22 protein-coding genes and 5 pseudogenes are annotated in these 24089 nt (G+C 64.7%); 15 read left to right on the forward strand and 12 right to left on the reverse strand.

Annotated features, from left to right (window positions below):
* A pseudogene (locus F7R02_RS20295) lies at window positions 1-118 on the forward strand (IS5/IS1182 family transposase); the annotation flags it as partial.
* Here F7R02_RS20295 and F7R02_RS20300 read toward each other — a convergent pair.
* Window positions 101-619 carry a DUF3693 domain-containing protein gene (locus F7R02_RS20300; RefSeq protein WP_151210161.1) on the reverse strand — a complete coding sequence of 173 codons (519 nt, stop codon included), beginning with the start codon at window positions 617-619 and terminating at the stop codon, window positions 101-103. The pseudogene F7R02_RS20295 and the gene F7R02_RS20300 overlap by 18 nt on opposite strands.
* Before the next feature lie 125 nt (window positions 620-744).
* Between F7R02_RS20300 and F7R02_RS20305 the strand changes: the two genes are divergently transcribed.
* The 12 genes from F7R02_RS20305 (at window position 745) to F7R02_RS20355 (ending at window position 6378) form a co-directional block, all read left to right on the forward strand.
* Entirely contained in the window at window positions 745-969 is a 225-nt protein-coding gene (locus tag F7R02_RS20305) for a hypothetical protein (protein WP_078589880.1), read from the forward strand.
* Entirely contained in the window at window positions 966-1139 is a 174-nt protein-coding gene (locus F7R02_RS26470; protein WP_017118719.1) for a hypothetical protein, read from the forward strand. Before F7R02_RS20305 ends, F7R02_RS26470 begins: the two co-directional genes overlap by 4 nt.
* The gene (locus F7R02_RS20310; RefSeq protein ID WP_040277893.1) at window positions 1132-1311 is read left to right on the forward strand and encodes a hypothetical protein; all 180 of its coding nucleotides are present in this window, start codon (window positions 1132-1134) and stop codon (window positions 1309-1311) included. The genes F7R02_RS26470 and F7R02_RS20310 overlap by 8 nt, the downstream gene beginning before the upstream one ends.
* A complete protein-coding gene (locus F7R02_RS20315; protein ID WP_078561582.1) occupies window positions 1304-2410 on the forward strand; it encodes a replication initiation factor domain-containing protein in 1107 nt (368 codons plus the stop codon). Before F7R02_RS20310 ends, F7R02_RS20315 begins: the two co-directional genes overlap by 8 nt.
* Complete coding sequence (locus F7R02_RS20320; protein WP_005918136.1) at window positions 2407-2703, forward strand: single-stranded DNA-binding protein; 297 nt, start codon at window positions 2407-2409, stop codon at window positions 2701-2703. The genes F7R02_RS20315 and F7R02_RS20320 overlap by 4 nt, the downstream gene beginning before the upstream one ends.
* 3 nt (window positions 2704-2706) lie before the next feature.
* On the forward strand, window positions 2707-2958 hold the full coding sequence (locus F7R02_RS26475) for a hypothetical protein (RefSeq protein WP_033482066.1): 252 nt from the start codon (window positions 2707-2709) through the stop codon (window positions 2956-2958).
* Window positions 2959-2985: 27 nt separating this feature from the next.
* Entirely contained in the window at window positions 2986-3114 is a 129-nt protein-coding gene (locus F7R02_RS20335) for a Phi-Lf prophage-derived major coat protein (protein WP_005918131.1), read from the forward strand.
* A 604-nt stretch (window positions 3115-3718) separates the two neighbouring features.
* Window positions 3719-4069 carry a hypothetical protein gene (locus F7R02_RS27565; protein ID WP_235900941.1) on the forward strand — a complete coding sequence of 117 codons (351 nt, stop codon included), beginning with the start codon at window positions 3719-3721 and terminating at the stop codon, window positions 4067-4069.
* Window positions 4021-4302, forward strand: coding sequence for a hypothetical protein (locus F7R02_RS27570; protein ID WP_230577932.1), 282 nt, complete (start codon window positions 4021-4023; stop codon window positions 4300-4302). Before F7R02_RS27565 ends, F7R02_RS27570 begins: the two co-directional genes overlap by 49 nt.
* Window positions 4303-4311: 9 nt before the next feature.
* Window positions 4312-4632: a phage coat protein gene (locus F7R02_RS20345; RefSeq protein ID WP_065628692.1), complete on the forward strand. Its 321-nt coding sequence runs from the start codon at window positions 4312-4314 to the stop codon at window positions 4630-4632.
* 1 nt (window position 4633) lies between these two features.
* Complete coding sequence (locus tag F7R02_RS20350; protein WP_078589883.1) at window positions 4634-5956, forward strand: zonular occludens toxin family protein; 1323 nt, start codon at window positions 4634-4636, stop codon at window positions 5954-5956.
* A gap of 29 nt (window positions 5957-5985) precedes the next feature.
* Window positions 5986-6378 (forward strand): hypothetical protein, encoded by a 393-nt coding sequence (locus tag F7R02_RS20355; protein WP_078589884.1) that lies wholly within the window; start codon window positions 5986-5988, stop codon window positions 6376-6378.
* 38 nt (window positions 6379-6416) lie between these two features.
* Here the strand turns inward: F7R02_RS20355 and F7R02_RS20360 are convergent, their stop codons facing one another.
* The 4 genes and pseudogenes from F7R02_RS20360 to F7R02_RS20375 all read right to left on the reverse strand — a co-directional run bounded on the left by F7R02_RS20360 (window position 6417) and on the right by F7R02_RS20375 (window position 11893).
* On the reverse strand, window positions 6417-6755 hold the full coding sequence (locus F7R02_RS20360) for a DUF3653 domain-containing protein (RefSeq protein ID WP_039586021.1): 339 nt from the start codon (window positions 6753-6755) through the stop codon (window positions 6417-6419).
* A gap of 153 nt (window positions 6756-6908) precedes the next feature.
* Window positions 6909-7094, reverse strand: a pseudogene (locus tag F7R02_RS20365) (SDR family oxidoreductase); the annotation flags it as partial.
* Complete coding sequence (locus tag F7R02_RS20370; RefSeq protein ID WP_235857314.1) at window positions 7057-10728, reverse strand: beta-ketoacyl synthase N-terminal-like domain-containing protein; 3672 nt, start codon at window positions 10726-10728, stop codon at window positions 7057-7059. The pseudogene F7R02_RS20365 and the gene F7R02_RS20370, both read right to left, overlap by 38 nt.
* Entirely contained in the window at window positions 10670-11893 is a 1224-nt protein-coding gene (locus F7R02_RS20375; RefSeq protein WP_078589887.1) for a class I SAM-dependent methyltransferase, read from the reverse strand. Before F7R02_RS20375 ends, F7R02_RS20370 begins: the two co-directional genes overlap by 59 nt.
* Before the next feature lie 338 nt (window positions 11894-12231).
* Between F7R02_RS20375 and F7R02_RS20380 the strand changes: the two genes are divergently transcribed.
* Entirely contained in the window at window positions 12232-12522 is a 291-nt protein-coding gene (locus tag F7R02_RS20380) for an acyl carrier protein (protein ID WP_078561530.1), read from the forward strand.
* Window positions 12523-12526: 4 nt separating this feature from the next.
* On the opposite strand, the gene F7R02_RS20385 is transcribed toward F7R02_RS20380, so the two are convergent.
* The 5 genes and pseudogenes from F7R02_RS20385 to F7R02_RS20405 all read right to left on the reverse strand — a co-directional run bounded on the left by F7R02_RS20385 (window position 12527) and on the right by F7R02_RS20405 (window position 23117).
* Window positions 12527-13462 carry a beta-ketoacyl-[acyl-carrier-protein] synthase family protein gene (locus tag F7R02_RS20385; RefSeq protein ID WP_078589158.1) on the reverse strand — a complete coding sequence of 312 codons (936 nt, stop codon included), beginning with the start codon at window positions 13460-13462 and terminating at the stop codon, window positions 12527-12529.
* Complete coding sequence (locus F7R02_RS27255; protein ID WP_268874969.1) at window positions 13459-17586, reverse strand: non-ribosomal peptide synthetase; 4128 nt, start codon at window positions 17584-17586, stop codon at window positions 13459-13461. The genes F7R02_RS20385 and F7R02_RS27255 overlap by 4 nt, the downstream gene beginning before the upstream one ends.
* 65 nt (window positions 17587-17651) lie before the next feature.
* Window positions 17652-20843: pseudogene (locus F7R02_RS20395) on the reverse strand (amino acid adenylation domain-containing protein); the annotation flags it as partial.
* Window positions 20797-22056, reverse strand: coding sequence for a serine hydrolase (locus F7R02_RS20400; protein WP_078589161.1), 1260 nt, complete (start codon window positions 22054-22056; stop codon window positions 20797-20799). The pseudogene F7R02_RS20395 and the gene F7R02_RS20400, both read right to left, overlap by 47 nt.
* 8 nt (window positions 22057-22064) lie before the next feature.
* On the reverse strand, window positions 22065-23117 hold the full coding sequence (locus F7R02_RS20405; protein WP_078589162.1) for a GNAT family N-acetyltransferase: 1053 nt from the start codon (window positions 23115-23117) through the stop codon (window positions 22065-22067).
* A 144-nt stretch (window positions 23118-23261) separates the two neighbouring features.
* On the opposite strand from F7R02_RS20405, the gene F7R02_RS20410 reads away from it, so the two are divergent.
* Entirely contained in the window at window positions 23262-23537 is a 276-nt protein-coding gene (locus F7R02_RS20410; RefSeq protein WP_033483585.1) for a hypothetical protein, read from the forward strand.
* A 91-nt stretch (window positions 23538-23628) separates the two neighbouring features.
* Here F7R02_RS20410 and F7R02_RS20415 read toward each other — a convergent pair.
* Together F7R02_RS20415 and F7R02_RS20420 are read right to left on the reverse strand one after the other, a co-directional pair.
* Window positions 23629-23841: pseudogene (locus F7R02_RS20415) on the reverse strand (O-methyltransferase); the annotation flags it as partial.
* A pseudogene (locus tag F7R02_RS20420) lies at window positions 23837-24089 on the reverse strand (integrase core domain-containing protein); the annotation flags it as partial. The pseudogenes F7R02_RS20420 and F7R02_RS20415, both read right to left, overlap by 5 nt.

The raw sequence follows: 24089 nt of genomic DNA on the forward strand, positions 1-24089 counted from the left end.
TAGTTTTGCTTGGCTGGAGAAGAACCGAAGGCTATGGAAGAACTGCGAGCGCAAACTCAACACCAGCCTGCAGTTCATCCATTTGGCCTTCTTGGCGCTATTACTCAGAAGATCGTGAACAGGTTCTTAGGTCTACGCGATCGTAGGTGTCTAGCGTCATTGTCCGGTCCGCTTCCTGTGGAGGGACCAGCATTGATAGGCCGCCAGGGCGCACAGGAGCGTCAACAGCCCACTTCGCATAATGTATAGAAGGTGCTGTTAGGGCGAGCGGGGAAAGGGCCGTCAGCAGCGCCTCATGCGCCCCTGCGTGCATGCCTACTGCCACCAGTGCGAGCGCCCCGATCACCGTAGTGACCGGGGACAGTCTGTCCCACAGCGCACTCCACGCCTTCTTCTCTGCCGGCGATGCTGCCTCTTCCTGGCGCACCTTCACGGCCAACGCCGGATCGGCCTGTGCCAGTTCAATGAGCGCCATCAGGTGTGTGTCTGTGATCTTGCCGCCTTTGCGCCACACCGAAACCGAATTCCGCGACACGCCAAGCGACAGCGCAACGCTGTTGTCTGAGTCGCGCGAGCATGCTTTCCGCGCCGTGTCAAGTAATTTATTTATGGTGTCCACGTCATATACCGTTTGACAGAAGTGTCCTTTCTCATGTTACATGCACCTCGTGTCCTACGCCGTATGACACCGCGCCCCCGGCTCCCCTCCGGGGTCCGCGTCAAGGGGCAGGGGATAGGGGCTTCATGGACACCAACGCATTTGCATTGCTCGGCGCTTCCGCGCTGACCGTGATCGTCGGCCTCGCCCGATTGGTCGCTTGGATTCTTGACCGTCGCTCCGAAGCTGCGCTGCGCGCACACCGCGAACAGGTCTTCATCATCGAAAGCTACGTTGACTTGGTCGCGCCGACTATTTCGCGACGCGTCACGATTTGTAGCGCCCAAAGTGAAATGGAGGTCGTCGCATGAAGGAGTTCGCAAAGTGCATCGGCTACGTGTGGGCGCTCGCTGCCTTCATCTCTCTTTTCATCATCGGTGCCTACTACCTGCCTGAGCCGTGGACATGGGTTTGTGGCGTGTTCTTGTTCCTCACGCCTGCCGGTCTGATCGCCTATTTCAGCGGGGTCGGTCATGACTGAGGTCGTCTCCCACATCGACACCTATCACACCGTGATCGGTGGTCGCCGCATTCGCCGTTTTCGCCTGACGGTGCGCCTCGCTGGCCGGCTGGTAGAGCAGAGCGTGCATGCATCGCGCCGTGCGGCTCGTGCCTGTGAAGCCGCTGCTGTGGAGTTCTACGCGCATGGCTGACGGATCGCGGGAAGTGGGACTCCCCTCGTCTAACAGGGGAGTCAGTGAATTCAGGAATGCCGATGGCACCCTGACGGTCGCCATTGACTGGTTTTCCGCCTCTGTGGACTTGCGTGCCGTCCTGGGCGAAGCCGGTGTGTTCGTCAACGACGACCCCGAAGAGGTCCGCGAATGGATGGACGTCACTGCCGAGAACGCCCGTGCGGTCGCATTGCAAGTGTTCTGCTGGTTCTTCGCCGGCTTGGGCTTGGAACTTGACGAAAAGGCCGGGCCGGGGCGGTTTTATCTGTGGCGCGTGCGTATCACCGACCGCGACGGCCAGCACGTCGGGTTGATCGAGTTGGGGGGTGAACACTGCCGCCGTGCAGATGGCACCTACACCGCGCGTATTGAGTTGACCGGCACCGGGTGTGGAGTGTTGAGCGCAGCGCGCTGCGGCCATGCGCAGCGGTGGCTGGAGCTTCGAGCGAAGCTCGAAAGCTGCGCTGGACGATTGACCCGTGTGGACGTTGCCGCAGATGACCTCTTGGGCAAATACCCCTTGAAACTCGCTCAGAGCTGGTACGCATCGGGCGAGTTCGACAACCGTGGACAGCGCCCCAAGGCGCAGACCGTGGATGATCACGATAGCGGCGACGGCAAGACCTTCTATGTCGGTGGCAAGAAGTCCGAGAAGCAGCTTCGCGTGTACGAGAAGGGCAGGGAGCAAGGTGACAAGGCCTCCGAATGGGTGCGCTATGAAGCGCAATTCCGCTCCACCAATCGCAAGGAATTGCCGTTGGATCTGCTGCGCGATCCTGCTGGCTATTTGCTCGGCGCCTATCCCGTTCTCAAGTTCCTGCACTGCGTTGCCACGCGCATCGATATTACGAAAGCTGCTGTCGATGCCACTTGGAAAAGTGCGCGCCGGCACCTCAAGCGCCAATACGGCGCAACCCTCAATTTCATCGTGCGGCATTGCCCAACGCCAGACGCGTTGCATGCCGTCATCAGCACCTGCACGTCGCATCGGCTACCGGCGTGGGCAACAGCAGACGTAGCCAATCAATGGCCCGAAATCGCGGGCATCAATCAAACCTTAGAAGGGGTTACACCATGAGCGTAATCAAAGTCACTGTGTTGAGCGCCGAAGTCGATGAGCGTGCTGGCACGTTCAAGGATGACGAGGGCAAGGATCGGGAATACACCACCCGCAAGCAGAAAGCCAAGCTGGAAGCAGGCGGGTTTGCATATCCCCTGGATGTGCGTTTGGAGAAGGGTCAGCCTCCGTATCAGCCTGGTGATTATGAGCTCGATATCGAAGCCATGGTCACGGTCAACAAGGGCGCGATCAATTACAGCAAATTTCAGGTGTTGCGCGCTGTCAAAGCCCCTGCACGCGTGGCGGCTTAACCCATGGCCGTGTGCGTAGCCCTGCAAGCAGATGGCACGTTGGTGCCCACCGGTCAATCGGTTGGTGAGTGCAGCGGCTACGTGCTCGTTAGTGGTAGCGAATACAGCGTGTATGCGCTGGTGCAAGAAGCGTTCGCCATGCCCAGCAAGGAGGACGCCGTAGCGTGGTCCACCGGCTGCTGCGGCTTGGTGATCGTGTGGTTCGTCCTGGGACGCCTCGCCGGCAGCGTCGCAGGCATGTTCAATGACCGGTAAATCAATCAATCAACGAGGAGAGTAAACATGGGTGACATTCTGACTGGCGTGAGCGGTGCTGAGGCTGCAACCGCGATGATCGCAGCGGCCGCAATCATCGCGTTGGTGGGCTTCACCAAGTGGGGTGCCAAGAAGGTTGCAAGCTTCTTCGGCTAATGGTGGTGAGGGCAGGGCGGCGCTTCGGTGTCGCCCTCTCTCTTTCAGGGGTAGGGCGATGATCGTTCTCTTGTTCTGTGGATTCATGGGCGCGCTGTGTGGGTGGGCAGGCGTCAAGGGGTTGGATGTGTGAAGCACGTTTTCGTTTTCGTTCTGTGTCTGGTCGCGCTGTGCTGTGCATCGCGTGCTAGTGCCGCATGCGTACAACTTGAAGCTCCTACGTCATCGCATAACGGTGATTGGAGTTGTGCGGATCAGGGCGAAGCGTTTGCCAAGGTTTCAGCGTTTCCTGTGCCTGCTGATCTTGCAAAGTGTGGCATGAAGGCGGTGCGGGCAGTTTCCAGTGGTCCCGGCTTTACGCAGCGAATGACATATCCAGGCAATACATGCGGCATCGGGTATGAGCTCGATATCGGTACTGGTAGCGCTCAATTTCCCGAGGCATCGACGTGCGCCAAGCGACCTGCACAAAGCGGTTGGACCAATCCGACTGCGCCCACACCATCAGATGTTTGCAACGATGGTTGTTACTACACGTATGCAGTCGATCCAGGCAACCCGAAGGGCTATAGCTATACGCCTAGCGGGGCGACGTGCACGACCGATGATGCAGCCCCTCCTATCGATGATGGTGGCGATGGAGGTGATGGTGATGGCGGTAGCGATGGTGGTGGAGACGGTGGCAGCGATGGCGGTGGTGACGGCGGTGGTGACGGCGGCAGCGACGGTGGTGGCGACGGTGGTGGCGACGGTGGTGGTGACGGCGGTAGCGACGGTGGTGGTGACGGTGGTGGCGACGGTGGTGGTGACGGCGGTAGCGACGGTGGTGGTGACGGCGGTGGCGACGGTGACGGCGATGGCGATGGCGACACGCCCGGTGACGGTGAAGGCGGCGAAGGCGCTCCCGTGTCCGAGCTCTACAAAAAAAGCGGCAAGACTGTTGAGTCTGTGCTGAGCAAATTCAATACGCAGGTGCGTGGCACCCCGATGGTTGCCGGCATCACGGATTTCATGACTGTTCCGTCTGGTGGATCGTGTCCAGTGTTCTCGTTGGGCGCGTCGAAGTGGTGGAACGCCATGACGATCAATTTTCATTGCGGCGGCGATTTCCTGGCGTTTCTGCGCGCGGCGGGCTGGGTGATCCTGGCGATTGCTGCGTACGCCGCTCTCCGCATCGCTGTGACTTGAGGACACGATATGTTCGCTGGCTGGTTTGATGATTTGACCGCATGGCTGTGGAACGCCGTTAAAGCCGTGTGGCAGGCGTTCGTCGACTTCATGAGTGACTTGTTCGTCATGTGGCTGGAACAGTCGCTGGGGGCTGTTCTGTACGTGCTGAGCCTATTGCCCATGCCTGACTTCATGAAAGGCCAGAGCATCGGCGGCATGCTCGGCAACGCGGGCAGCACGATTTTGTGGTTTGCCGATGTGTTCAAGATCGGGCCTGCGCTGGTGATGATCGGCGCGGCCATGGTGTTCTATCTGTTGCGTCGCGTGCTGACGGTCGGGATTTGGTGACATGCTAGTTTTCAACGAAGGTGTGCCGCGTGCCGGCAAGAGTTACGACGCGGTAAAGAATCACATCCTCCCCGCGCTCAAGAAGGGTCGGCGCGTGTTTGCACGCCTTAATGGCTTGCGGTTTGATCGCATTGCCAAACACCTGGGCATTGCCGAAAGCGATGTGCAAAGCCTGCTTGTGTTGGTCGATACGAAGGACGTTACCAAGTTGTTTGCGTGCACGCAGGATGCGTCGGGCAAGTGGTGCATTCCGGACGAATTCAAAGATGCGCTGGTCGTCATTGATGAGGTGCACGAGTTCTACGTCAATGAGCGCAAGCCGCTCGCGCCGGCAGTGGAGAATTTTTGGGCGCTGCTCGGCCAGAACGGCGGCGATGCCGTCATCATGACGCAGTGGATCAATCGCCTGCACTCGGCGGTGAAGGCGCGTATCGAGAAGAAAAACACGTTCCAGAAGCTCACCGCCATCGGCATGAAGGGCCGATATCGCGTGACGTATTTCCACACCACCTCGCCGGGCAAGTTCGAGAAGGTGGGCGGGCAGACGCTCAAGTACGATCCGGCGATTTTTCCGTTGTATGATGGCTATGCGCCTGGTGCGGAAAATACCGAGGTCTACGAAGAGGGCGGCAAAAACGTTTGGGCAGCGATGGCGGTGCGTGCTGTCATCTTCATCGTCGTCGGTGGTATCGGCATCTACTTCTTCGTCCACTACTTCACCAAGGATCGTTCCGATCCGAACAAGCCGGTGGCCTCGGCCAGCCAGGCCAACAAGCCCACGCATGTGGGTGCGGGCTTGGCAAATGGCGCGCCAAGCGTGCCGATCCAGCCGCCGCCGCCCGATCCGCTCGCCGATCTCACGCAGGAACAGCGCTATGTCGCCGAGCTTGCCAGCAAGGGCCGTATACGACTGTCGGCGCGTGCGCGGGTAGGCGATCAGGATCGGGCGTGGGTCCAGTGGATCGACGAGAGCAACAACGTCATTGAGGAATTGGACCTCACGCAGCTGCGCGCCCTGGGCTATAGCGTCAGCGTCGTTACGTACGGCGTGCGCTTGTCAGCTGGCAAGCACATCATGGTGGCGACCGCGTGGCCCTGGACCGCGCCCATTCGTGAGAAGGACGCACGGCTCTACAACATGGCCCCCGATGGGAGCGGTGGCGCTGCTGGCGTTGCGACCGTAGGGAGTGACGGCGGCGGCGCTGACCGCGACCGGGTGCGAGGCGGTGTCATTGAGTACGGGCCGCGCACGCAGGGCACGTTCCCGGACAACAAGGCCTACACCACGAACACCACGACGCCGGCCACTACCTTGCAGATGTAGGTAGAATCCCGCTCTCAAGGGGAGGGCGTATGCATATTCGTGCGTTTTTTGTTGTGCTCTTCGTGGCTTCCGCTCCGGCCAGCGCCCAGCAGGTTTTCAAGTGCGTGAACGGTGCGCAAGTCGTTTACCAGTCGGCTCCGTGTGCAGGCGTTGCCGCAAAGCAATGGGATGCTCAGCCTGAGCCGGATAACCCGGCGTTGAGGCAAAGGCTTGCCCGTACCGCTGAGCAGCTTCGCGCCCGCAATGCTTCTCCTGTTCGTTCTGGTTCTGGGACCTATGTGGCTGCCAGTTCTTCCAAGGATCGCTATGCCTGTGAGGTTGCCAAAGAGGGGCGTCGTGCAGCCTATGAAGCTGCCGGCGTGCATCGCTCTTTCGCGCTTTCCAGCTATTGGGACAACGCAGTCCAAGATGCCTGCAAATGACCCAGGGGTGTAGGGGCATAGCCCCTACGGATAACGCCTTACCCGCGCCGTGGACCTCGTGGCCCACGCGTCCTACGGATCACCGTCGATCGATCGGCGGACCCCGCGCCATCCACCACTGATAGCCGCATTTCACGCCTGCGCCGGAGCACGTCCCGCAGGTAGATCACCTCGGCCGGCCTGGCATGCCACACGCGCTCGCGTTCCTCGGCCATCATCAGCGCCCACTCGTGGGCGATGTTGCATGTGAGCGACCAGTAGCGCATTCCCACCGGGTCGATATCTCGGCCTTCGGGAGTGAAAAACCGATGCCCCTGAAAACCAAAACCGGCCCAAGGGCCGGTTAGGTCTACGCGATCGTAGGTGTCTAGCGTCATTGTCCGGTCCGCTTCCTGTGGAGGGACCAGCAGTGATAGGCCGCCAGGGCGCAGAGGAGCGTCAACACAGCCAATTTCGCATAATGTATATTATGTCAAATGTTGTTCGTGCTTCTCTTTGATTTCACTTGCCGCTGCACCGCGCCGCCCGCCTCAGCCAGCGATGGTGAATACCGAGCCCGAGTCCACGCGCACGCCGGCGCCGTTGATGAAGCTGGCGCGCTCCGAGCACAGGAATGCGACGACGGAGGCCACTTCCTCTGGCCGGCCGCGCCGCTTCAGCGCCATGCCGGGGCGTTCTTCATCCAGGAACGAGGCCATGGCTTCTTCGACACTGGTCCTGCACGAGCACCGGTTGGGACAGACGCTCCTCGCGAACGGCATCGAGGTAGCGCAGGAGGTACCAGGCGGCCTCTTCGTACACGGCGGCCACGTCCGTCATGTTGCCGACCCAACGATCGCAACGTACGTCGTGCGACCGCAGGGCCGTCTCGCAGGCCTGTTGCAGGCCTGCGTCGGCACCGTCGCCCAGCATCAGCACGCGATGCCCGGCCGCCACGGCATCGTCGCCCGCGGCCCTGGGCTGCCACGTGGGCGCCATGAGCAGGCTGTAGCTCGCGGAGGATTTGATCGCGGGGAGCGACCGTTGCGCGGGCGGCGGTATCGCCTGACCATCGGACGGCACCCAGTAGCGGTCGTCGGAAAAGGCATAGGTCGGCAACGGCACCCGGCCGTAGCCGCCCCCGGCGAAAAGGTCCGCGTAATCGAGGGCGTAACCCTGGAGAAAAAGGTCGGCCACCGTGGACAGGTGCTCCACGACGCTTTCCCGCGCCTGCCCATCCCTGCTCGCACGGATGCACTCGTTGCCGTGGCGGCGGATCGACGCCTGTTCGCGAAGTTCGCTGGGACGGATGGAACCGACCACGACCTGGGCGCTGCGTCCTTTCTCCAGCCATCGCGACAGCGAGCCGACGAGCTCCTCGCGGCTGGCCGCGACACAGGCGATGCGGTACCGAAGGTGACGTCGCCCCATCAGCAGGGTGAAGCTGATGTCGCCGATATCGGCGGCATGTTCGCCATCGCGGCAGTAGGCCAGCAGGCGCTCCACCTGTGCGCGCAACTGTTCGCCCGTCCGCGCCGACAACACGATGAGGTAGGCGGGGCGCTCCGCGTGACGGCGCATCGACGGCGGCGCCTCGGCGATCACCGCATGCGCGTTCGTGCCGCTGATGCCGAACGAACTGACCGCCGCGCAACGGCGTTCGTCCGGTTCGACCGTCCATTCGCGCAGCACGGTATTGACATGGAACGGGCTGTTCTCGAAATCGATGTGCGGGTTGCCCTCGCGAAAATGCAACGAAGGCGGAAGCTGGCGGTGGCGTAACGCCAGCAGGATCTTCAGCACGCCGGCCACGCCCGCCGCCGATGCGGTGTGGCCGATGGAGGTCTTAATCGAGCCGATCGCGCAATAGCCCCGCTTTGGGGTGTCCTTGCGGAAGGCCTCGGTGAGCGCCTGGAACTCGATCGGATCCCCCAGGCGCGTGCCGGTGCCATGGGCTTCGACATACTGGATGCGCGCCGGATCGATACGGAAGTCGTCGTACACCTGCCTTTCGAGGCGTTGCTGCGACACCATGCTCGGCGCCGTGATGCCCTGCGTGCTGCCGTCCTGGTTGATGCCGATGCCGAGGATGACGCCGTGGATGGTGTCCCCGTCGGCCCGCGCGTCGTCCAGACGCTTCAGGGCGACCACGCCCACGCCTTCGCCCGGCACGAAGCCGTCCGCGCGGCTGTCGAAAGCATGGCACGCGCCCGTGAGCGAAAGCATGCCGGCACCGCGCGCCTGCAGGTAAAACGCGGCGGTGGACTGCACGAAGACGCCGCCAGCGAGCGCCATCGTGGTTTCCCGCCGCCACAGGCCCTGGCAGGCGAGATGGATCGCGACGAGCGAACTCGAGCACGCAGTGTCCACCGCGATCGCCGGCCCCTGGAGGTTGAGGTAGTAGGCGATCCTGGCGGGAATCACCGACGTGGCGTTGCCCCAGAACGACTGCGGCGGCGGCCGGTCGACGAAGAGGCCCGTGTAATCGCCCTGTGCACAGCCCACGTAGACACCGCAGCGCGCGCCATCCATGCCCTCCCCCACGTAGCCGGCATGCTCGAGCGCCTGCCATGCGTGCGTCATCAGCAGCCGTTGCTGCGGATCCATGTAGGTGGCTTCGGCGGCGTTGATGTTGAAGAACAGCGCATCGAAGCGATCGATGTCCTGGAGGAATCCGCCATGTCGGCAGAATTGCGCGGGGTCGGCGTCCGCCGGCAGGTAGCGGTCGAGGTCCCAGCGCGACACCTCCTCGACCAGGTCGCGCCCGTTCGCCAGGTGATCCCAGAGTTCGTCGAGGTCGCTCGACCGCGGAAACGCGCCGCTCATGCCGATGACGGCGATCGTGTCGCCGTCGACGGCCGTGGCGGCCGGAGCCGGTGCGCCTGGCAGCGTGAAACGATGCGCCTCACCGACTGCGATCACCACCTTGCCGATGTTCTCGCGTCGCTCCAGCCGGCGATAGGCGTCGACGAGCCGGTCGAATGGGAACACCTCATTCACCGTGGCACGGATCACCCCCTCGCGGACCCAGCGATCGAGGTCGGCGAGGTCGCCGCGCAACCGCTCGGGGTCGTGCAATCCGAGGCGGCCCAGGTCCACGCTGTGGAAGGTTTGGTTGCTGTCCAGCACGGAGAGGTCGATCGACTTGGCCGACTTCAAGCCGGTCATGGCGATCTCGACGTAGCGGCCGCCCGGTGCCAGGCTGCGAAGCCCCTTCTGCAAGGCATCGCCCGATAGTGTGTTGATGACCACGTCGACGCCGCGCGATCCGGTGAGCCGTGAGATCTCGGCCTCGAAATCCTGTTCGAGGTAGTTGATCGCGTGCGGCACGCCAAGCCCCGCGAGATAATCCAGCTTCGCTTGCGAACCTGCCGTGGCGTAGATTTCGGCACCGAGGTGCTGCGCGAGCTGCACCGCGACCAGGCCCGTGCCGCCCGTCGCCGTCTGGATCAGCACGCTCTCCCCGCGCCGAAGCCCCACTCTCCGGAAGACGTCGATCATCGTAATCGCGACCGCCGGCAATGCGCATGCCTCCTCGTGGCTCAGGCCCGGCGGTTTGCGCCAGAGCTGGGACGCATGGCAGACCAGCATCGTCGCGTGCGCGCCAAAGGCGAGCCCGGTCATGGCGACCACCTCGTCGCCCACGCGTATGTCGTGGACGTCGCTCGCCACCTCGACCACGACGCCGGACGCTTCGACGCCGGGTGTGAACGGAAACGACGGCATCGTCGGATACAGGCCCCTTGCGCAGAGCAGGTCCCCGAAATTGAGCGAAAGGGCCAGGCTCGCCACGCGCACCTCGCCGGGCATCAACGGAGCGATCGGCGCTTCGACGACGCGCAGGTCGTCGACCGTGCCCGGGCGGCTCACCAGCGCGCGCAGGTAATGCCCCGGCGTCGCATGGGGCACGGACGCCGTCGCCGTGACGGGCGCCACGGTGCGAGGCGGCGCTTTCCTGGGCAATGGGGTCTCCGATGGCCTGTTCCGGGACACTGCAGCCGGAACGGGAACGGGAACGGGAACGGCCTGCGGCTCGCTGATCGCGCCGCCATGCCAGGCCAGCACCGCATCGCGATGGCTGTTCAGGAGGTAACGGCCCAGTTCACTGACGTTGCTGTGATCGAAAACGATCGTCGCCGGCAAGGTGACACCGAAGCGTGTGCCGATCTTGTTGATAAGGCTGATGGCGATGATCGAATCGACGCCATAGGCGGGAAAATCGCGCTGGTCCTCGATCTGCCGCTCCTCGAGCTTCACGGCCTCAGCGAGGCACTCGCGAACCACGTCGCGAAGGCTGTCGAGAAGCACGTCATCACTTGGCGCATGGCCGGTGGCCACTCGCGCTGCGGACGGACTCGGTGCGGACGGCACGGGCCGCTTCGCCTGTTCCGCCCCCAAGGGCGACGGAGGGCGTCGCGCGCCGGGGAACCTTTTCCCGTCGAAGTACGCCATCGCTTTCCGCAAGAATGATCTGCGGTCCTAGCGCCTGCGCGTCCGCCGCGGGGAACAGCACTTGGCGAAATCCTTCGGCACGCAGCGCCTGCTGCCACGCCGACGGCGTCAGCAGCGGCGAACCGGGAATGCGGAGCGCATCGTCCTCGAACAGCCACCAGCCGTCGAGCAGGCCGAAGGTCAGGTGCATCGAAAGGCTGCCCTGGCACAGCTCATTGAGGAACAACCATCCGTTCCGCCGCAAAGCGGCTTTGGCATGCCGCAGCGTGCGCCGCACGTTTCGCGTGGCGTGCAGCACGTTCGCCGCGATCACGACGTCGAACAGCCCCTCGTCGATGTCCGCCGCCCGCGGCGGCCTTTCGACATCGAATATCCGGTAGGTGACGAAGGGATGGGACGCCGACCAGCGTTCCCTGGCCTCGATCAGGAACGCCGCGGAGATATCGGTGAAACAGTATTCAGCGATCGCTTCCCCATGCGGCGCGATCGCATCGAGCACGGCCCCGGTCGTACCGCCTGTGCCGGCGCCGATTTCCAGGATGCGCAGCGAGACGCCCGGATCCAGCCGGCGCCTTTCGCCGACATACGCGGCCACGCTGTCGGCCAGCACGCGATGGAAATGGTCGGCGACCGGATGGCTCGCATAGACGCCCGAGACCTGTGCCGTGGAAGCGCCGGAAAACAGTACTTCCGTGGGCCGCCGGCGTTGCGCCAGCAGATCGGGCAAGGCGCGCAGGGCGCCGTCGAGAAGCTGGAACTGCGCCGCGCTGCCCGCGTCGAGCGGTTCGTCGCGAACCGTCGCCCAGGCGCCCCACGCGCGATCGGTATCGGCGGACGACCATTCGCGTTCGACGCGCCATCCCTGCGGCAGGCGCTTCAGGTGTCCTGCGAGCGTGAGTTGGCGCAGCGATTCATCGATCCAGCGCGACTGCGCCGACGTAACGTTGCATGCCTGCTTCCATCGCGTGACGTCCGCGGCGTCGAGCGTCGTCCCCCCGAAGAGATCGACGCCTTGCAACTGCGCTCGCAGCAGATCCGCCAACAGTCGATCGAGGTGTTCCGCTTGCGTCGCGCCTACATCCATTTCGCCAATCCTTGGTCCTGGCGTCAAGAATCAAGTGTGACACGATGCCGGGCCAAGCCTATTCGCGCAGAGCCCGTACACACGGATAAGGTTCCCCGTGCACCGCCGGAAACGGCGGCCGTCGTGCGACATGCAGAGATCGATGTGCGCCGGCCGCCCCATTCTGCGCGCGCGCCCGTGCGCGTGATGCTCATGGTGCCGCCGGCCGGCGATGATGCCCTGGGCGGGCATACATGCGGCGAACGCCGGGCCGCAATGCGGTTGTGCCGCCCCCTTCGGACGGACTAGTATCGAAGCGGACGGCGCGGCAGCTAGCGGCCGCACGACGAGGTCCTTCGATGCAAGGGGAGCATGACGTGCCGGGCCAAACAGAATCGATCGAAGCACTCATCATCGACATTCTCACCCGCACTTTCGACCCGCCCGCCCCCGTCACGAAGAGCACGGCGCTGCTCGACCTCGTGAACTCCATCGGCATGGTGATCGCGATGGCCGAGATCCAGGATGCATTGCAGGTGACGCTCGAGCCGTGCTCCCTCATCGAGGCATTCCAGTGCGCTACCGTCGCCGATCTCGCGGCGATCTTCGAGATGTCCGCCCACGCGTCGTCGGCGCCGACAGAAAAGTGATGTCCTAGCCCATCGTCGTCGGCCGCCGTTCAAGCAGCATTACGCCGAAATGTCCGTGCGCGCTCGAACCCAGTACCGAACGCGCCATGTCTTCGTTGTCGCCTCGGGCGTAGAAATCGAACAGGTTGATGAACGGATCGGCACCCGCGCAGTGGCCGTACGGTGCGATGTTGCCGCGTTCATGGACAACACCGTCTATCGGCATTACGGATCGTTCGAGGTCCTGGATCGGCAGGAACACGTTACTGCCGAAGAAGACGCTTCCCTCGTAGGGAAATTCGCCCTTCTCCGAGCCCAATCGCTCGAACACGGACTGGATCAGCATGCATTTCTGCGCGATGTCCTGCCCGGAACCGTTGGGGGACGGCAGCGACGAGGCCACGGCAACGCCCGCGACGGTGAAGTCCGTGGGACCTTCGCCGCGAACGATGAAGCTGCAGGCGCTGTCGCTGAAGACGCCGTAGCGCTGAAAACGCGCCGCCTCGTTGTCCACCTTGTCCACGCCGACCACCAGCACATTCCGAAACGTGTCGGTCATGACGAGCGAGCGTGCGACGCGCACCGCGGAAAACAGCGAAGCGCAGCCGGCGCCGCCGATCCACGTCACGAACTCGCAATCCAAGCCGAGGCGCTTCGACAGTTCGCTGACGAACAAGTTCTGAGCGTAGTAATTGAGTCCGTCGCCACAGCAGACGACGAGCGCGTCGACCTGGCCCGGGGCCACGCCACCACAGGCCATGGTGCCCGCTGCGCTTTCACCGGCGAGATCCGCGCGGCTTCGCTCGGTGCGGCGATAGCGATCCCAACCCCATAGCGCCTGGCGATCAGGCATCCGGTATTCGCGCATCACCTCCGCTCGACCGTCGATCTCCGCCACCGGCAGCGACTGTTCGCCCAGCACATAGCCAAGGCCGAGAATGCCTACCGAGGTGGGCCTCACTGCCTGGCCCCCGCACGCATCGACGACAGGACCCTCGCCTGCTCGGCCACGGTGCTGCAGGACAGGATGCGGGTGATGTTTCCTCGAAGATCCAGGCGCTCGCGGATACGGTTCAACAACAGCACGAGCAACATCGAGTGTCCTCCGAGCTCGAAGAAATCGACGCCGACGCCGACGCGGTCCAGGCCCAGGATGTCCGCCCATATCGAGGCGATCACGTCTTCCATCTCGCCGCGCGGAGCGGCGGCGACCGTCGCCGGCCCCCAGGTCGGCTCAGGCAAGGCACGCGCGTCGAGCTTTCCGTTAGGCGTCAGCGGCAACGCGCTCATCGCCACGATGGACGACGGCAGCATGTAGGCGGGCAGCATTCGCCGTAGGTGATCCAGCAGGCGTGCACGCCACGATCCGTGATCGTCCGGCGGGCTCTCGGTGACGACATAGGCGACGAGTGCCTTTTCGCCGCCGGGACCATCCGACGACCGAACCACCGCATCCTTCACCCCGTCCAGCGAACGGAGCGTGGCCTCGATTTCGCCAGGCTCGATGCGGAAGCCCCTTATCTTTACCTGCCCGTCCTTGCGCCCGAGGATGCGGACCGTGCCGTCGGGCTGCCGATAGCCGATGTCGCCGGTGCGATAGCGGCCACGTCCGCCCGGCAGTGTCGTGAAGGCCGCCGCCGTCAGGACCGGATCGTTGAGATAACCGCGCGAGAGTGCCTCGCTTTCGACGAAGACGTCACCCGTTTCGCCCAGCCCACATGCCGTGCCCAACGCGTTGAGCACGCGGATGGCCGTATCGGGCACCGTCTCGCTTACCGGGACGATTCCGCCAGCCGCCCGCGAGCCGGACATTTCGAAATACGTGGTGGCGCGCTGCGTTTCGGTCGTGCCGTACGAATTGAGCACGCGCATCGCCTTGTTGTGCGACAGGAGCCTGGACACCGTCGCACCGCCCAGCTTGTCGCCCGTGACGAACGCGATGCGCAAGGAGGGAAAACCAACGATATCGGTGGCGCACAGCACCTCGGCCATGGCCGGAGTGAGGTGCGCGAACGTGATCGCCTGCCCGACCAGCCATTCGGCCAGGCGATGCGGCGCGATCACCTCGGCATCGGGAATGAACAGCGTGGCGCCGAGGCACAACGGCGTGAATATCTCGCGTTGCAGCGGATCGTGACCGAGGCCCGACAGCATGCTGAAACGGTCGAACGGCGACAGGCGCAACCATTCGGGCACCCAGTCCAGGTAACCGGCCAGCCCGATGTGCGTGCCCGCGACCGCCTTGGGCACGCCCGTGGTACCCGACGTGAAGGTCACGCAGGCCAGCTGCCGCGGCTGCGCCTCGGCCATCGGGGCCACCTCCGCGAGGTCGTAATCCCGCGGCGCAAGCGGGGACACGAAGGACGTCGCCGCCATGCCGTCGAGCCTTGCGACGAGCCCCGGAGGGAACCGTCCGGGCTCCCCGGCGAAAAGGATGCGGCCGGGCCGGACGATGTCCACGAGCTGCACGACCCGTTCGACCGGATACTCCGCATTTAGCAACGAGAATGCCGCCCCCGTCTGGAGCACCGCCATGACCGCGACCACCAGCGCCGCCTGGCGGCTGGCGACGATCGCTACAACGTCGCCGGGCACGGTCCCGGAAGCCCGCAGGCCCGCCGCGAGCCGGCTGGATGCGACCAGCAGCGCGCCGTAGCTCCACGATTGGCCGCTTTCCACGATAGCCGGCGCATCCGGCTGCGCCAGCGCACGATCCCGGAACAGCGCATGCACAGGTCCTGGCCAGAACCGGCGGGGCTCGAACGGTGCGTCGTCGCCTGCGCGCAGGGAATACGTGCCGCAGGCCATCGACGGGTCGTCGGCGATCTGTTCGAGAAGCAGAACGTACTGGCGCAACAGATTGGCCAGGGCGGCCGATGCGAAGACGGCATCCTTGCCGTGACAGGTCAGGGTCACCTCGGTGCCGTCGTCTTCGACGTAGAGCGTGAGGTCGAACTTCGCCTCGATCTCGGCCGCCTCGACGCGTTCGGCGGCCAGGTAGCGCGGCCGTGCCGGAGGCTGCACGCTCTGCATGTTGAAGAACGCCTGGAGCGCCGGCACGCCGTCGGTGCCGCGCAACTGGGGCGCCTGTTCGAGGATCTTCTCGAACGGATAATCCTGGTGCGAGAGCACCTGGGTAAGGTTACGCACCTGCTCGGCGAGGTAGTCGCCGAACCGGTCTTCCGGCCGCCAGCGCGTGCGCACCGGAAGATTGTTGAGGAAGTTGCCGATCACGCCCTGGGCCGAGCGACCATGGCGGCCGCTGACGGGTACGCCGATCACCAGGTCGTCCTGGCCGGCCAGACGCCCCAGCAACAGCGCGAATGCGGCGTAGAGCACGCCGAAGAGCGTTCCATCGTGTTTGCGCGCCACGCGATCGAGCCGCTCGCGGACGTCCGGCGACAGGCCAGCGACGTGACGGGCAGCTTGCTCCGGGTCGGTCGGCCAGTCGTGTTGACGCGGCATCGCCAGGTGTTGCGGACAGCCGTCGAGGTAGTCTCGCCAGAAAGCTCCTTCCGTCACGGCGGCGTCGGACGCCAGCCAGCGCTCCTGCCCGGCGACAAAGTCGAGGTAGCTATGGCCGACCGGATCGAGGGCGGGTTCGACACCGTTCGCGAGGGCCTCGGCGACGAGCAGAAATTCCTCCAGGAAGATGGCGAACGACCCACCGTCGAAGACGAGATGATGGAAGTTCAGGTGCAGACGATGGTCATCGGCGGCCAGGCGAAGCAGCATGGCCGACATCAGCGGTGCCTTGTGCAGCTCGAAGCGGCGCGTCGCGTGGCCCACCGAGAGGATGTTCAGGCTTGCTTCGCGCTGCGCCGCGTCGAACGTCGAGAGGTCCCTGTACTCGAGCGAGACTGGCGCCGCCGGCTCGATCACCTGCACGGGCACGTCGTCGTCCAGCTCCAAGCGCGTGCGCAGCATCTCGTGCCTGGCGACGAGCCGGTCGAGCGCGCGCTCGACGGTCTGCCGATCGACCGGACCACGCAGCGCCAACACGAACGGAATGTTGTGCTCGCTGCCGGGACGCAGCTGCTCCATGTACCACACGCGGAACTGGCTGAGCGACAACCTCGACCGGCCCTGTCGCTGGAGTGCCCCCTCCGGCGCGATCTCCCCCGCAGATCGCACCACGGCGGCGAGGCGGCGAATCGTGGGATGTCGGAAGACATCGGCAACCGCTACATCGACGCCAAGACGTTCACGGATGGCGTGCACCATCCGCATGAGCAGAAGCGAGTTGCCACCCGCCGCGAAGAAATGCAGGTCGACATCCACCGATGCCTGCTGGAACAGGCGCGCCCAGATGTCGTGAAGCGCCGACTCCACATCGTCGGGGACTTGCGCCGGCGCGATCCGGTGCGACGGGAGCACGTCGTCGGCACGGGGCGCCGGGGTCCGGGGCGCGTGAGGGCACATGCCGTCACCGGTCCCGGGAAGTCGCCACACCTCGCTACGCGGTTCGGCCACCACCTGCCGCAGGAGCGCCTCGAAGTTTCGTGCCAGCCGCTCGATGGTGGAGGCATCGAAGAGATTCTTGCGGTAGACCCAGTCCAGCAGCAGTCCGTCGTCGGTCTCCGTCACCTCGAGGGTCAGCTCGACGAGCGCGAGTTCCGGACGCACCGTACGAGCTATCGCCTCCACCCCGGTCAGCCGAAGCGGCGTACGTCCCGTATCCTGCAGCGAGATCATCACCTGGAACAGCGGCGCGTGCCCCAGCGAACGCGACGGCTGCAACCGTTCCACGAGGTAATTGAACGGCACGTGCTGATGTGCGTGGCCGTCGAGCACGAGCTGGCGGCTCTGCCTGAGCACGTCGTCGAACGTCGCGGTGGGCCCGACACGGCTGCGCAGGATCAGCGTGTTGGTGAACAGGCCGATCATGGCGGCGAGTTCGGGATGCTCGCGATTGGCCACGGGCGTGCCGACGACGATGTCCTCCTCGCCGCTGGCGCGCGCCATCAGCAGCGCAAACACGGCGTGCAGGCCCATGAACGGTGTCGCTCGTGCGGCGCGGGACAGGTCGGCAAGCGCCTTCGCGGTCGAACCGTCCAGATGCGTGCGAAGCACGTCGGCAGCCATTTCTTCCCGTTCCGCACGGGGCCTGTCCAGGGGCAGCGAATGGGGGCGGGCACGCCCGCAAGCTGGGCCAGCCAGTAAGCAGATTCGGCTTCGAGCGTGTCGTCCCGGAGCCATTTGCGCTGCCAGGCGGAGTAATCCGCGTAGCGGAACTGCAATGTGGGCAGCGTCGGAGCCACGCCACGCAGGCCGGCATCGTAGAACGCGCCGAGCTCGTCGGCGAGTACGTCGATCGACCAGCCGTCGGTGGCGACGTGATGCATCGTCATGAGCAACTCATGACGTCCCGGCTCCAGCCGGACGAGCACGGCGCGCAGCATGGCATCGCGATCGAGCGCGAACGGCGCGAGCGCATCCCGCCTGACTTCGGCCGTCAACGCGCTTTCCCGCTCCGCCGCCGCAAGATGGCTCAGATCGACCTCGAGGAACGGCAGCGCGAGATCGTTGCGAACGCGCTGCACGGGTACCTCGTCGCGGAAGGCGATGACGGTGCGAAGACTCTCGTGGCGACGCAGGATGGCTTCGAGCGCAGCCCGCAACACCGGCACGTCGAGTTCGCCCTCCAGTAGGAACCGGACCTGCACGTGGTACTGCGCACTGCCTCCTCCGAGCTGGTCCACCAGCCACAGCCCCTGCTGCACGAACGACAGCGGCACGGCCTCGCCTGGTGCCGCGGGCGACAGCGGCGGCAGCCGGGGCGAGGCGTCCCGCGCGATGGACCGCGCGAAGTCGTCGAGCGTGGCCGACTCGAAGAGGCTGCCCAGGGACGCGTCGATGCCATGGTCGAGGCGAAGGCGCGACTGCACGCGCATGGCGAGGATCGAATTGCCGCCCAGGTCGAAGAAGTTCGCGCGCATACCGACCGGCGACGACAGCCCCAGTACGTCCTGCCAGACTCGTGCGAGGCGCTCGTGCAGCGGGCTGGCGGGCGCCTCGTACGCCGGGCCCGTCGCCCGGGGTGGCGAAGGCAACGCCGCGCGATCGATCTTGCCGTTGGGCGTCTGCGGCATCGCATCGAGAACGACGAAAACCGCGGGGATCATGTAGTCAGGTAGGTGTTCCGCCAGAGATCTCGCGCATTCGGCGGGCAACCCTTGCATGGTTCGCCCCGACGGCGTGGGGACCACGTAGGCCACCAGTTGCTTCTCGCCGCGCTCGTCCTCGTACACCGTGACGACGGCTTCGTCGAGCCAGTGCATGTCCACAAGGCGCGCCTGGATCTCGCCCAGCTCGATGCGCAAGCCGCGCAGCTTCACCTGGAAGTCGACGCGACCGAGGTATTCGAGCTGGCCCTCCGCGGACCAGCGCGCGAGATCGCCGGTCTTGTACAACCGCATGCCGGCCGCCGGATGAAACGGATCGGGGACGAAGCGTTCCGCGGTCAGAGACGGTCGTCGCCAGTAACCGCGCGCAACGCCTGCGCCGCCGACGTACACCTCGCCCAGGACGCCGATGGGCACCGGTTGCATGTGGCGATCGAGCACGTAAGCCTGGCCGTTCGCGATCGGAGCGCCGATCGAAGGTGGACCGGGCCGGTCGCGTTCGATCTTCGTGTAAGTGGAATAGGTCGTATCTTCCGATGGCCCGTAGAGGTTGTAGACGGCTTCGGCCGACGTGCGCCGATAGATGTCGCGAACAAGCGCTTCGGCCAGTGGTTCGCCGGCGAGGTTGACGATGCGCACCGACGACGGCACGGCGTCTTCGTCGACCAGCGCCTTGATGGCCGAAGGAACGGTATTGATCAGCCTGAGTGCCGGCGCGCGCGCGATGCCCTCGAAATCGAGCGGGCTGTCGACCAGCACGATGCGTCCACCGCTGGCCAGCGGAACGAACAGTTCGAAGATGGACAGGTCGAAGCAGATCGAGGTGGCCGCCAGCACGCCGTCCAATGTGTCGGCATCGTATACCTCACGTGCCCAGGCGATGAAGGCGACGGCCTGTCGGTGCTCGATGCAGACACCCTTGGGACGGCCAGTGGAGCCGGAGGTGTAGATGATGTAGGCGAGCGCGGCCGGCGCCGCGGCACGCTCGGGCGGCGGCTCGTCCGCCGGGCTGGCGGCAATACGCGCCTGCCACGAGGCATCGTCGAGCACCAGGCGATTCGCCGTGGCGCTCAGCCTGTCCACCGTACCCGATTGCGCCACCACCCATGCCGCGCCGCTGTCGGACACCATGAAATCCAGGCGATCGGAAGGATAATGCGGGTCGAGCGGCACGTAGGCCGCGCCAGCCTTGAGCACGGCCTTCAGCGCGACCACCATCGACGGCGAGCGCTCGAGGCACACCGCCACGACGCTATCGTCGCCCACGCCCTGCGCGCGGAGCACGTGCGCGAGCTGGTTGGCGCGGCGGTCCAGTTCCGCGAAGGTCCATCGCTCGTCGCGCCAGCAGAGCGCTATCGCATCGGGCGTGCGCGCGGCCTGCGCGGCGCATAGCGCATGCATCGTGCTTTGCGGCCATGGAAGCGAGGTCGCGTTCCAGACGTTCAACACCAGGCGTCGCTCGTCGGCGTCCATCACCGTAAGACGCCAGACGTCGGTGTCCGCGTCCGTCGCGACCGCATCCAGCAAAACGCCGAAGCGGCGCGCCATGCGTTCGACCGACGCCCCATCAACGGCGTCCTCGGCATGCACCCAGACCAGTTCGACGCCGTGCGGTACAGGCGACGCGAAAAGCGCGAGGTCGCTTACGTAGTCGCCCGAAGACGCATCGCCGCCCCATTCGCGAACGACAACGTCGACATGGAACGAGGCCTGCCGCATGCGGTCGAGCTGGGCCGCGCTCTGGGCAAGGATGGACGGAAAGGAACGTCCCGGCGGTGCATCGATCGACGAAAGACGCAGTCCGCTCTTTTCCGCCGCCGAGGTGGCGATACGCACCTGCGTTTCGCCGCTGCAGCGCATGAGAAGCAATGCGAAAATCGCATGCAGGCCTGCAACGACGTCGGCCCGGACTGCTTCGTAGCGCAAGGCGAGGCGATCTATGCGGTCGGTGGCAATGACGTGTGTCAACCGGGAATACCGTGGAGCCCCCTTCGCCAGCCGGGGTCCGTCCACGGGGAAATTCTGGAGCAGCGGCAGCTGCCCCGACGTCTCTGTATCCACGGATATTCGCCCCGACCGATGGAATTGACGATGCCGACTATCGATGGACCAAAGCACCGCTGTCAACACGGCATGAAGCGCGCCCGAAAGGCATCGCGGGTACCGTGCTTCACGGCGCGTCGTGTACCGATACGCGACGCCACAGCTGCTTTCCATTCCATAGGAAAGCGGAATCGTTCGAAGGCCCGTCGGGCACGAACTGCACGAACAGGAATTGGGCGTTCCCCCCCGCCTCGGAGAGAAACAGGCCCTGCTCCGCCGGCCGCAGCCGCCGCGGAGGAAACACGTTGGCATCCCCCGCAAACGTCGGCCTCAGGCACAGTGCACCCTGTTCGTCGAGGATTACCTCGACCTCGCCCTGCGCCTGGACGTAGCGACCTACATGCCGGACCATCGAGGCCGCATCGACATCCGTAGCCTTCATCAGGCGCGGCGGGCGCATCGCGTAGAACTCCGGCAGGATCTCCCCGAAAACCGCCGATGCGGCGGCGACGGCACCGTTCGCGTCGTCCGTGGCGACGAGCACGGCCGCGTTCATCCCCGGATGGATCCGCAATACCGCCGAACTCGTGGTGAGATTGGCGTTGTGGCCCATCCATCCGTCGCCATAGCATTTCCAGCCACGGCTCACTGCGCGCTCGGACGGGTGCCAGCCGGGCAGTCCGATCGGCGACGATGGCGCCTCGCGATGCCGGCGGATCGCTTCCTGAGCGAACGCCAGCCAGCGCTCCATGCCAAGGGACAATTGCCCACCCGTCGCGGGACAGATCGCCCGCCGCTCCGCCGGCGAGGATTCCCCGGCGAAGCCTCGCTCGGCGAGCATCGTCTCGTAGGCAACGCCGCGCACTCGTTCGAGCACCGCCGCGGCAAGCCATGCGCCGACGTGACTATAACTGTATATCCGACCTGAGGCGTGCAACGGCCGGGAGGACACGCTCTCGCACAACGCAATCACATCGATGCAGCCTGCATCGTCCAGCGGGACACCGGTCAACCGTGACACGTCGAGGCCGTGCGTATGGTCGAGCAGCTGGCCCACCGTGATACTGGACAGCCGCTCCGCCGGTCGCTCGCCAAGACCTGCGAAGAGGTGCGGGAGCGTATCGGTCCAGGAGATGCGACCGGCGGCCACCGCCTCTTCCACGAGCATCCCGGTCAACATCTTTGCCAGGCAACCCGCGACGACCTCGCCGGACTCGTCCCCGATGACGACTTGCTCATCGTCGATCCATGCGGCCATCCTCACCCGGGCGAGACCCTTGCGTTTCGTCACCGCATCCAGGCGCGCGCGGAGCGTGTCCTGGTCCCGCAACAGGCTAGCGACGCGGGCCAGCCTACCATCGTCGGTCGTAGCTGCATCAACCGTCATCGTTCGTCCTAGAGGAAATCGAGCGCGAAAGGCGGAGCGTCATCGAACCGGTGCGCAAGGGCGACCGGACTGCGCACGCTGAACGTGACACTGTCGGCGGCTTTGGTGAATCCGCATCGCTCCATCACTGCGGGCGCCGCCGCCGGTTGCTCGACCATCGACACCGTGGAGCATCCCTGGCGCGCCAGGAACGCGCACATCGCGTTCAGCGCCTCGACCTGCGCCGCCTCGCCGCCGTCGAACGGCAGGAAGAACTGGATGCGGCCGATCGTGCCAACGGCGAGATCGTCCATCGCCAGGGCAAAGATGGAGAAACCCACCGCGCACCGGGCGCCGTCGTCCGTCTCCACCCACATCGTTCCCGAACGGGTGAACTCGCTGTTGAGATAGAGGTGGCGGAAGTGCCGTGACGGCGCGAAGGTGAGCTGTCCGGTCGCAGCCATCGACGAGGAAAGCGTCGCAAGATCGATGGGCATGTCGGCGCATTCCAGCGCGTGCTCGCCGTCGACGAAGCAAAGCCGTTGCATGGCGACCGGCGCGTGCGCGATGACCGGGCCACCGACCGGGCGGCTCCAGATGGCACCGCAGTGATGGGCGACGATCCTGCCGCGATCCTCAGCGTCGTCGCGAAACACGACGTCGCCGCGCGTCCCGGAGAGGCCCGCGTGGGATGCACCAATCGACACGTACCCGCCTTCGCGGACGCGATCGTGAAGGGCCAGCCAGAGCCGCAGCGACACGCCCGTGCGGCGATAAGCCGGGTCCACTGCCCAACCGGTCGAATAGACCGAGGGAAACGACTCGCCGCGAATGTAGAGATCGCGCACCAGGGCGAACATGCAACCGACGATGCGTCCCTCGCCGTTGCGCGCCAGCACCGCGAACCAGTCCTTGCCGCTCAGCAGCCACGCATAGAATGGGGCGTCGTAAACGACGCGCAACCGTCCCTTGTAATTGTGCCGCCAGGCCAGTTCACTGAAACGCACCAGATCATCGATGTCGACATCGCCGATGTCGGACGTCACGACGATATCCAGCGGCGTTCGTGGATCGATCCTCATGCGTCGATACCCCCCTCGACCGTTACACGGCTCACCTGACGGTGGCTTTGCCGCAGGCTGTGGCTGATGCTAGCATCGTGGAGGCGGCGTGGGGAGGCACTCCCTCGCCACGCGCATCGAGGCAACCGGGGGAACACGCAGCCTATGGAACCGACGCTCACCGTCAAGGAGCTGGTGCTCGACGCGTTGCATGGCGCTTATGCCGACGCCCACGGTCCGATCGACATGGAAACGCTGCTCGATGGCATCGAGTTCGACTCGCTCGGTCTCACCGCCGTCGTTTCGCGCGCGGAAGCCGAATATGGCGTGGAGTTCATCTCGTCGCAGATCCTCGACATGTACCAGGCGATGCGCGTGGCCGATCTCGTCGAGACCATCGAAAAAGCGATCGCCGCATGCCGCGAGGCATCGCGCAGGTGACATCCATCGGGATATGCGGGTGACAGGGTGCGCGACAGCACCGGTTGGAATCATCAAGCGCTTAGCCGCCGCGCAGACGCCCGCTAGCGATTCAGTCTGCGACGCGCACTGCCATGAACTGACCGTTGCCGAAAGGCACCTCGCTGCATCGGAAGGATATGTCGGCACGGACAGCCTGCATGAAATCTGCCATCTCCTTCGTGTGCGAGGTGGCGTTGTCCACCACCATCAGGCCAGTATTGCGCTTGAGCACACGGCGCAGCTGCGGCCACCACCGCGCATAGGCGTAAGCTCCCCCGTCAAGCAGGCACTTTAAAAGTAGAGCTTTCGGCGTACTTGTTGCGGTACTCGACCGGGGTCATTCCGCCGAGCGAATCATGGGATCTTGCTTGGTTGTAGTCGATCATCCACCAGTGGGCGGCTTCGCGCACCTCGTCGAGGCAGGCGAAGAGATTCAGGTCGAGCACTTCCTCGCGGAACGTACGATTGAAGCGCTCAATGAAGGCATTCTGATTTGGCTTTCCCGGCTGGATGTACTGTAGTGCGACGCCA

The organism is Xanthomonas cissicola, assembly GCF_008801575.1.
GTDB lineage: Bacteria > Pseudomonadota > Gammaproteobacteria > Xanthomonadales > Xanthomonadaceae > Xanthomonas > Xanthomonas cissicola.

Bases quoted from the DNA above. Each gene is read 5' to 3' on its own strand.
- F7R02_RS20345 (WP_065628692.1), top strand. From the start codon at position 4,312: ATGTTCGCTGGCTGGTTTGATGATTTGACCGCATGGCTGTGGAACGCC.
- F7R02_RS26470 (WP_017118719.1), top strand. From the start codon at position 966: ATGAAGGAGTTCGCAAAGTGCATCGGCTACGTGTGGGCGCTCGCTGCC.
- F7R02_RS20320 (WP_005918136.1), top strand. From the start codon at position 2,407: ATGAGCGTAATCAAAGTCACTGTGTTGAGCGCCGAAGTCGATGAGCGT.
- F7R02_RS20410 (WP_033483585.1), top strand. From the start codon at position 23,262: ATGGAACCGACGCTCACCGTCAAGGAGCTGGTGCTCGACGCGTTGCAT.
- F7R02_RS20375 (WP_078589887.1), bottom strand. From the start codon at position 11,893: ATGGATGTAGGCGCGACGCAAGCGGAACACCTCGATCGACTGTTGGCG.
- F7R02_RS20400 (WP_078589161.1), bottom strand. From the start codon at position 22,056: ATGACGGTTGATGCAGCTACGACCGACGATGGTAGGCTGGCCCGCGTC.
- F7R02_RS27565 (WP_235900941.1), top strand. From the start codon at position 3,719: ATGATGCAGCCCCTCCTATCGATGATGGTGGCGATGGAGGTGATGGTG.
- F7R02_RS20335 (WP_005918131.1), top strand. From the start codon at position 2,986: ATGGGTGACATTCTGACTGGCGTGAGCGGTGCTGAGGCTGCAACCGCG.
- F7R02_RS20305 (WP_078589880.1), top strand. From the start codon at position 745: ATGGACACCAACGCATTTGCATTGCTCGGCGCTTCCGCGCTGACCGTG.
- F7R02_RS27255 (WP_268874969.1), bottom strand. From the start codon at position 17,586: ATGGCTGCCGACGTGCTTCGCACGCATCTGGACGGTTCGACCGCGAAG.
- F7R02_RS20355 (WP_078589884.1), top strand. From the start codon at position 5,986: ATGCATATTCGTGCGTTTTTTGTTGTGCTCTTCGTGGCTTCCGCTCCG.
- F7R02_RS20310 (WP_040277893.1), top strand. From the start codon at position 1,132: ATGACTGAGGTCGTCTCCCACATCGACACCTATCACACCGTGATCGGT.
- F7R02_RS20360 (WP_039586021.1), bottom strand. From the start codon at position 6,755: ATGACGCTAGACACCTACGATCGCGTAGACCTAACCGGCCCTTGGGCC.
- F7R02_RS20380 (WP_078561530.1), top strand. From the start codon at position 12,232: ATGCAAGGGGAGCATGACGTGCCGGGCCAAACAGAATCGATCGAAGCA.
- F7R02_RS20405 (WP_078589162.1), bottom strand. From the start codon at position 23,117: ATGAGGATCGATCCACGAACGCCGCTGGATATCGTCGTGACGTCCGAC.
- F7R02_RS20315 (WP_078561582.1), top strand. From the start codon at position 1,304: ATGGCTGACGGATCGCGGGAAGTGGGACTCCCCTCGTCTAACAGGGGA.
- F7R02_RS20350 (WP_078589883.1), top strand. From the start codon at position 4,634: ATGCTAGTTTTCAACGAAGGTGTGCCGCGTGCCGGCAAGAGTTACGAC.
- F7R02_RS26475 (WP_033482066.1), top strand. From the start codon at position 2,707: ATGGCCGTGTGCGTAGCCCTGCAAGCAGATGGCACGTTGGTGCCCACC.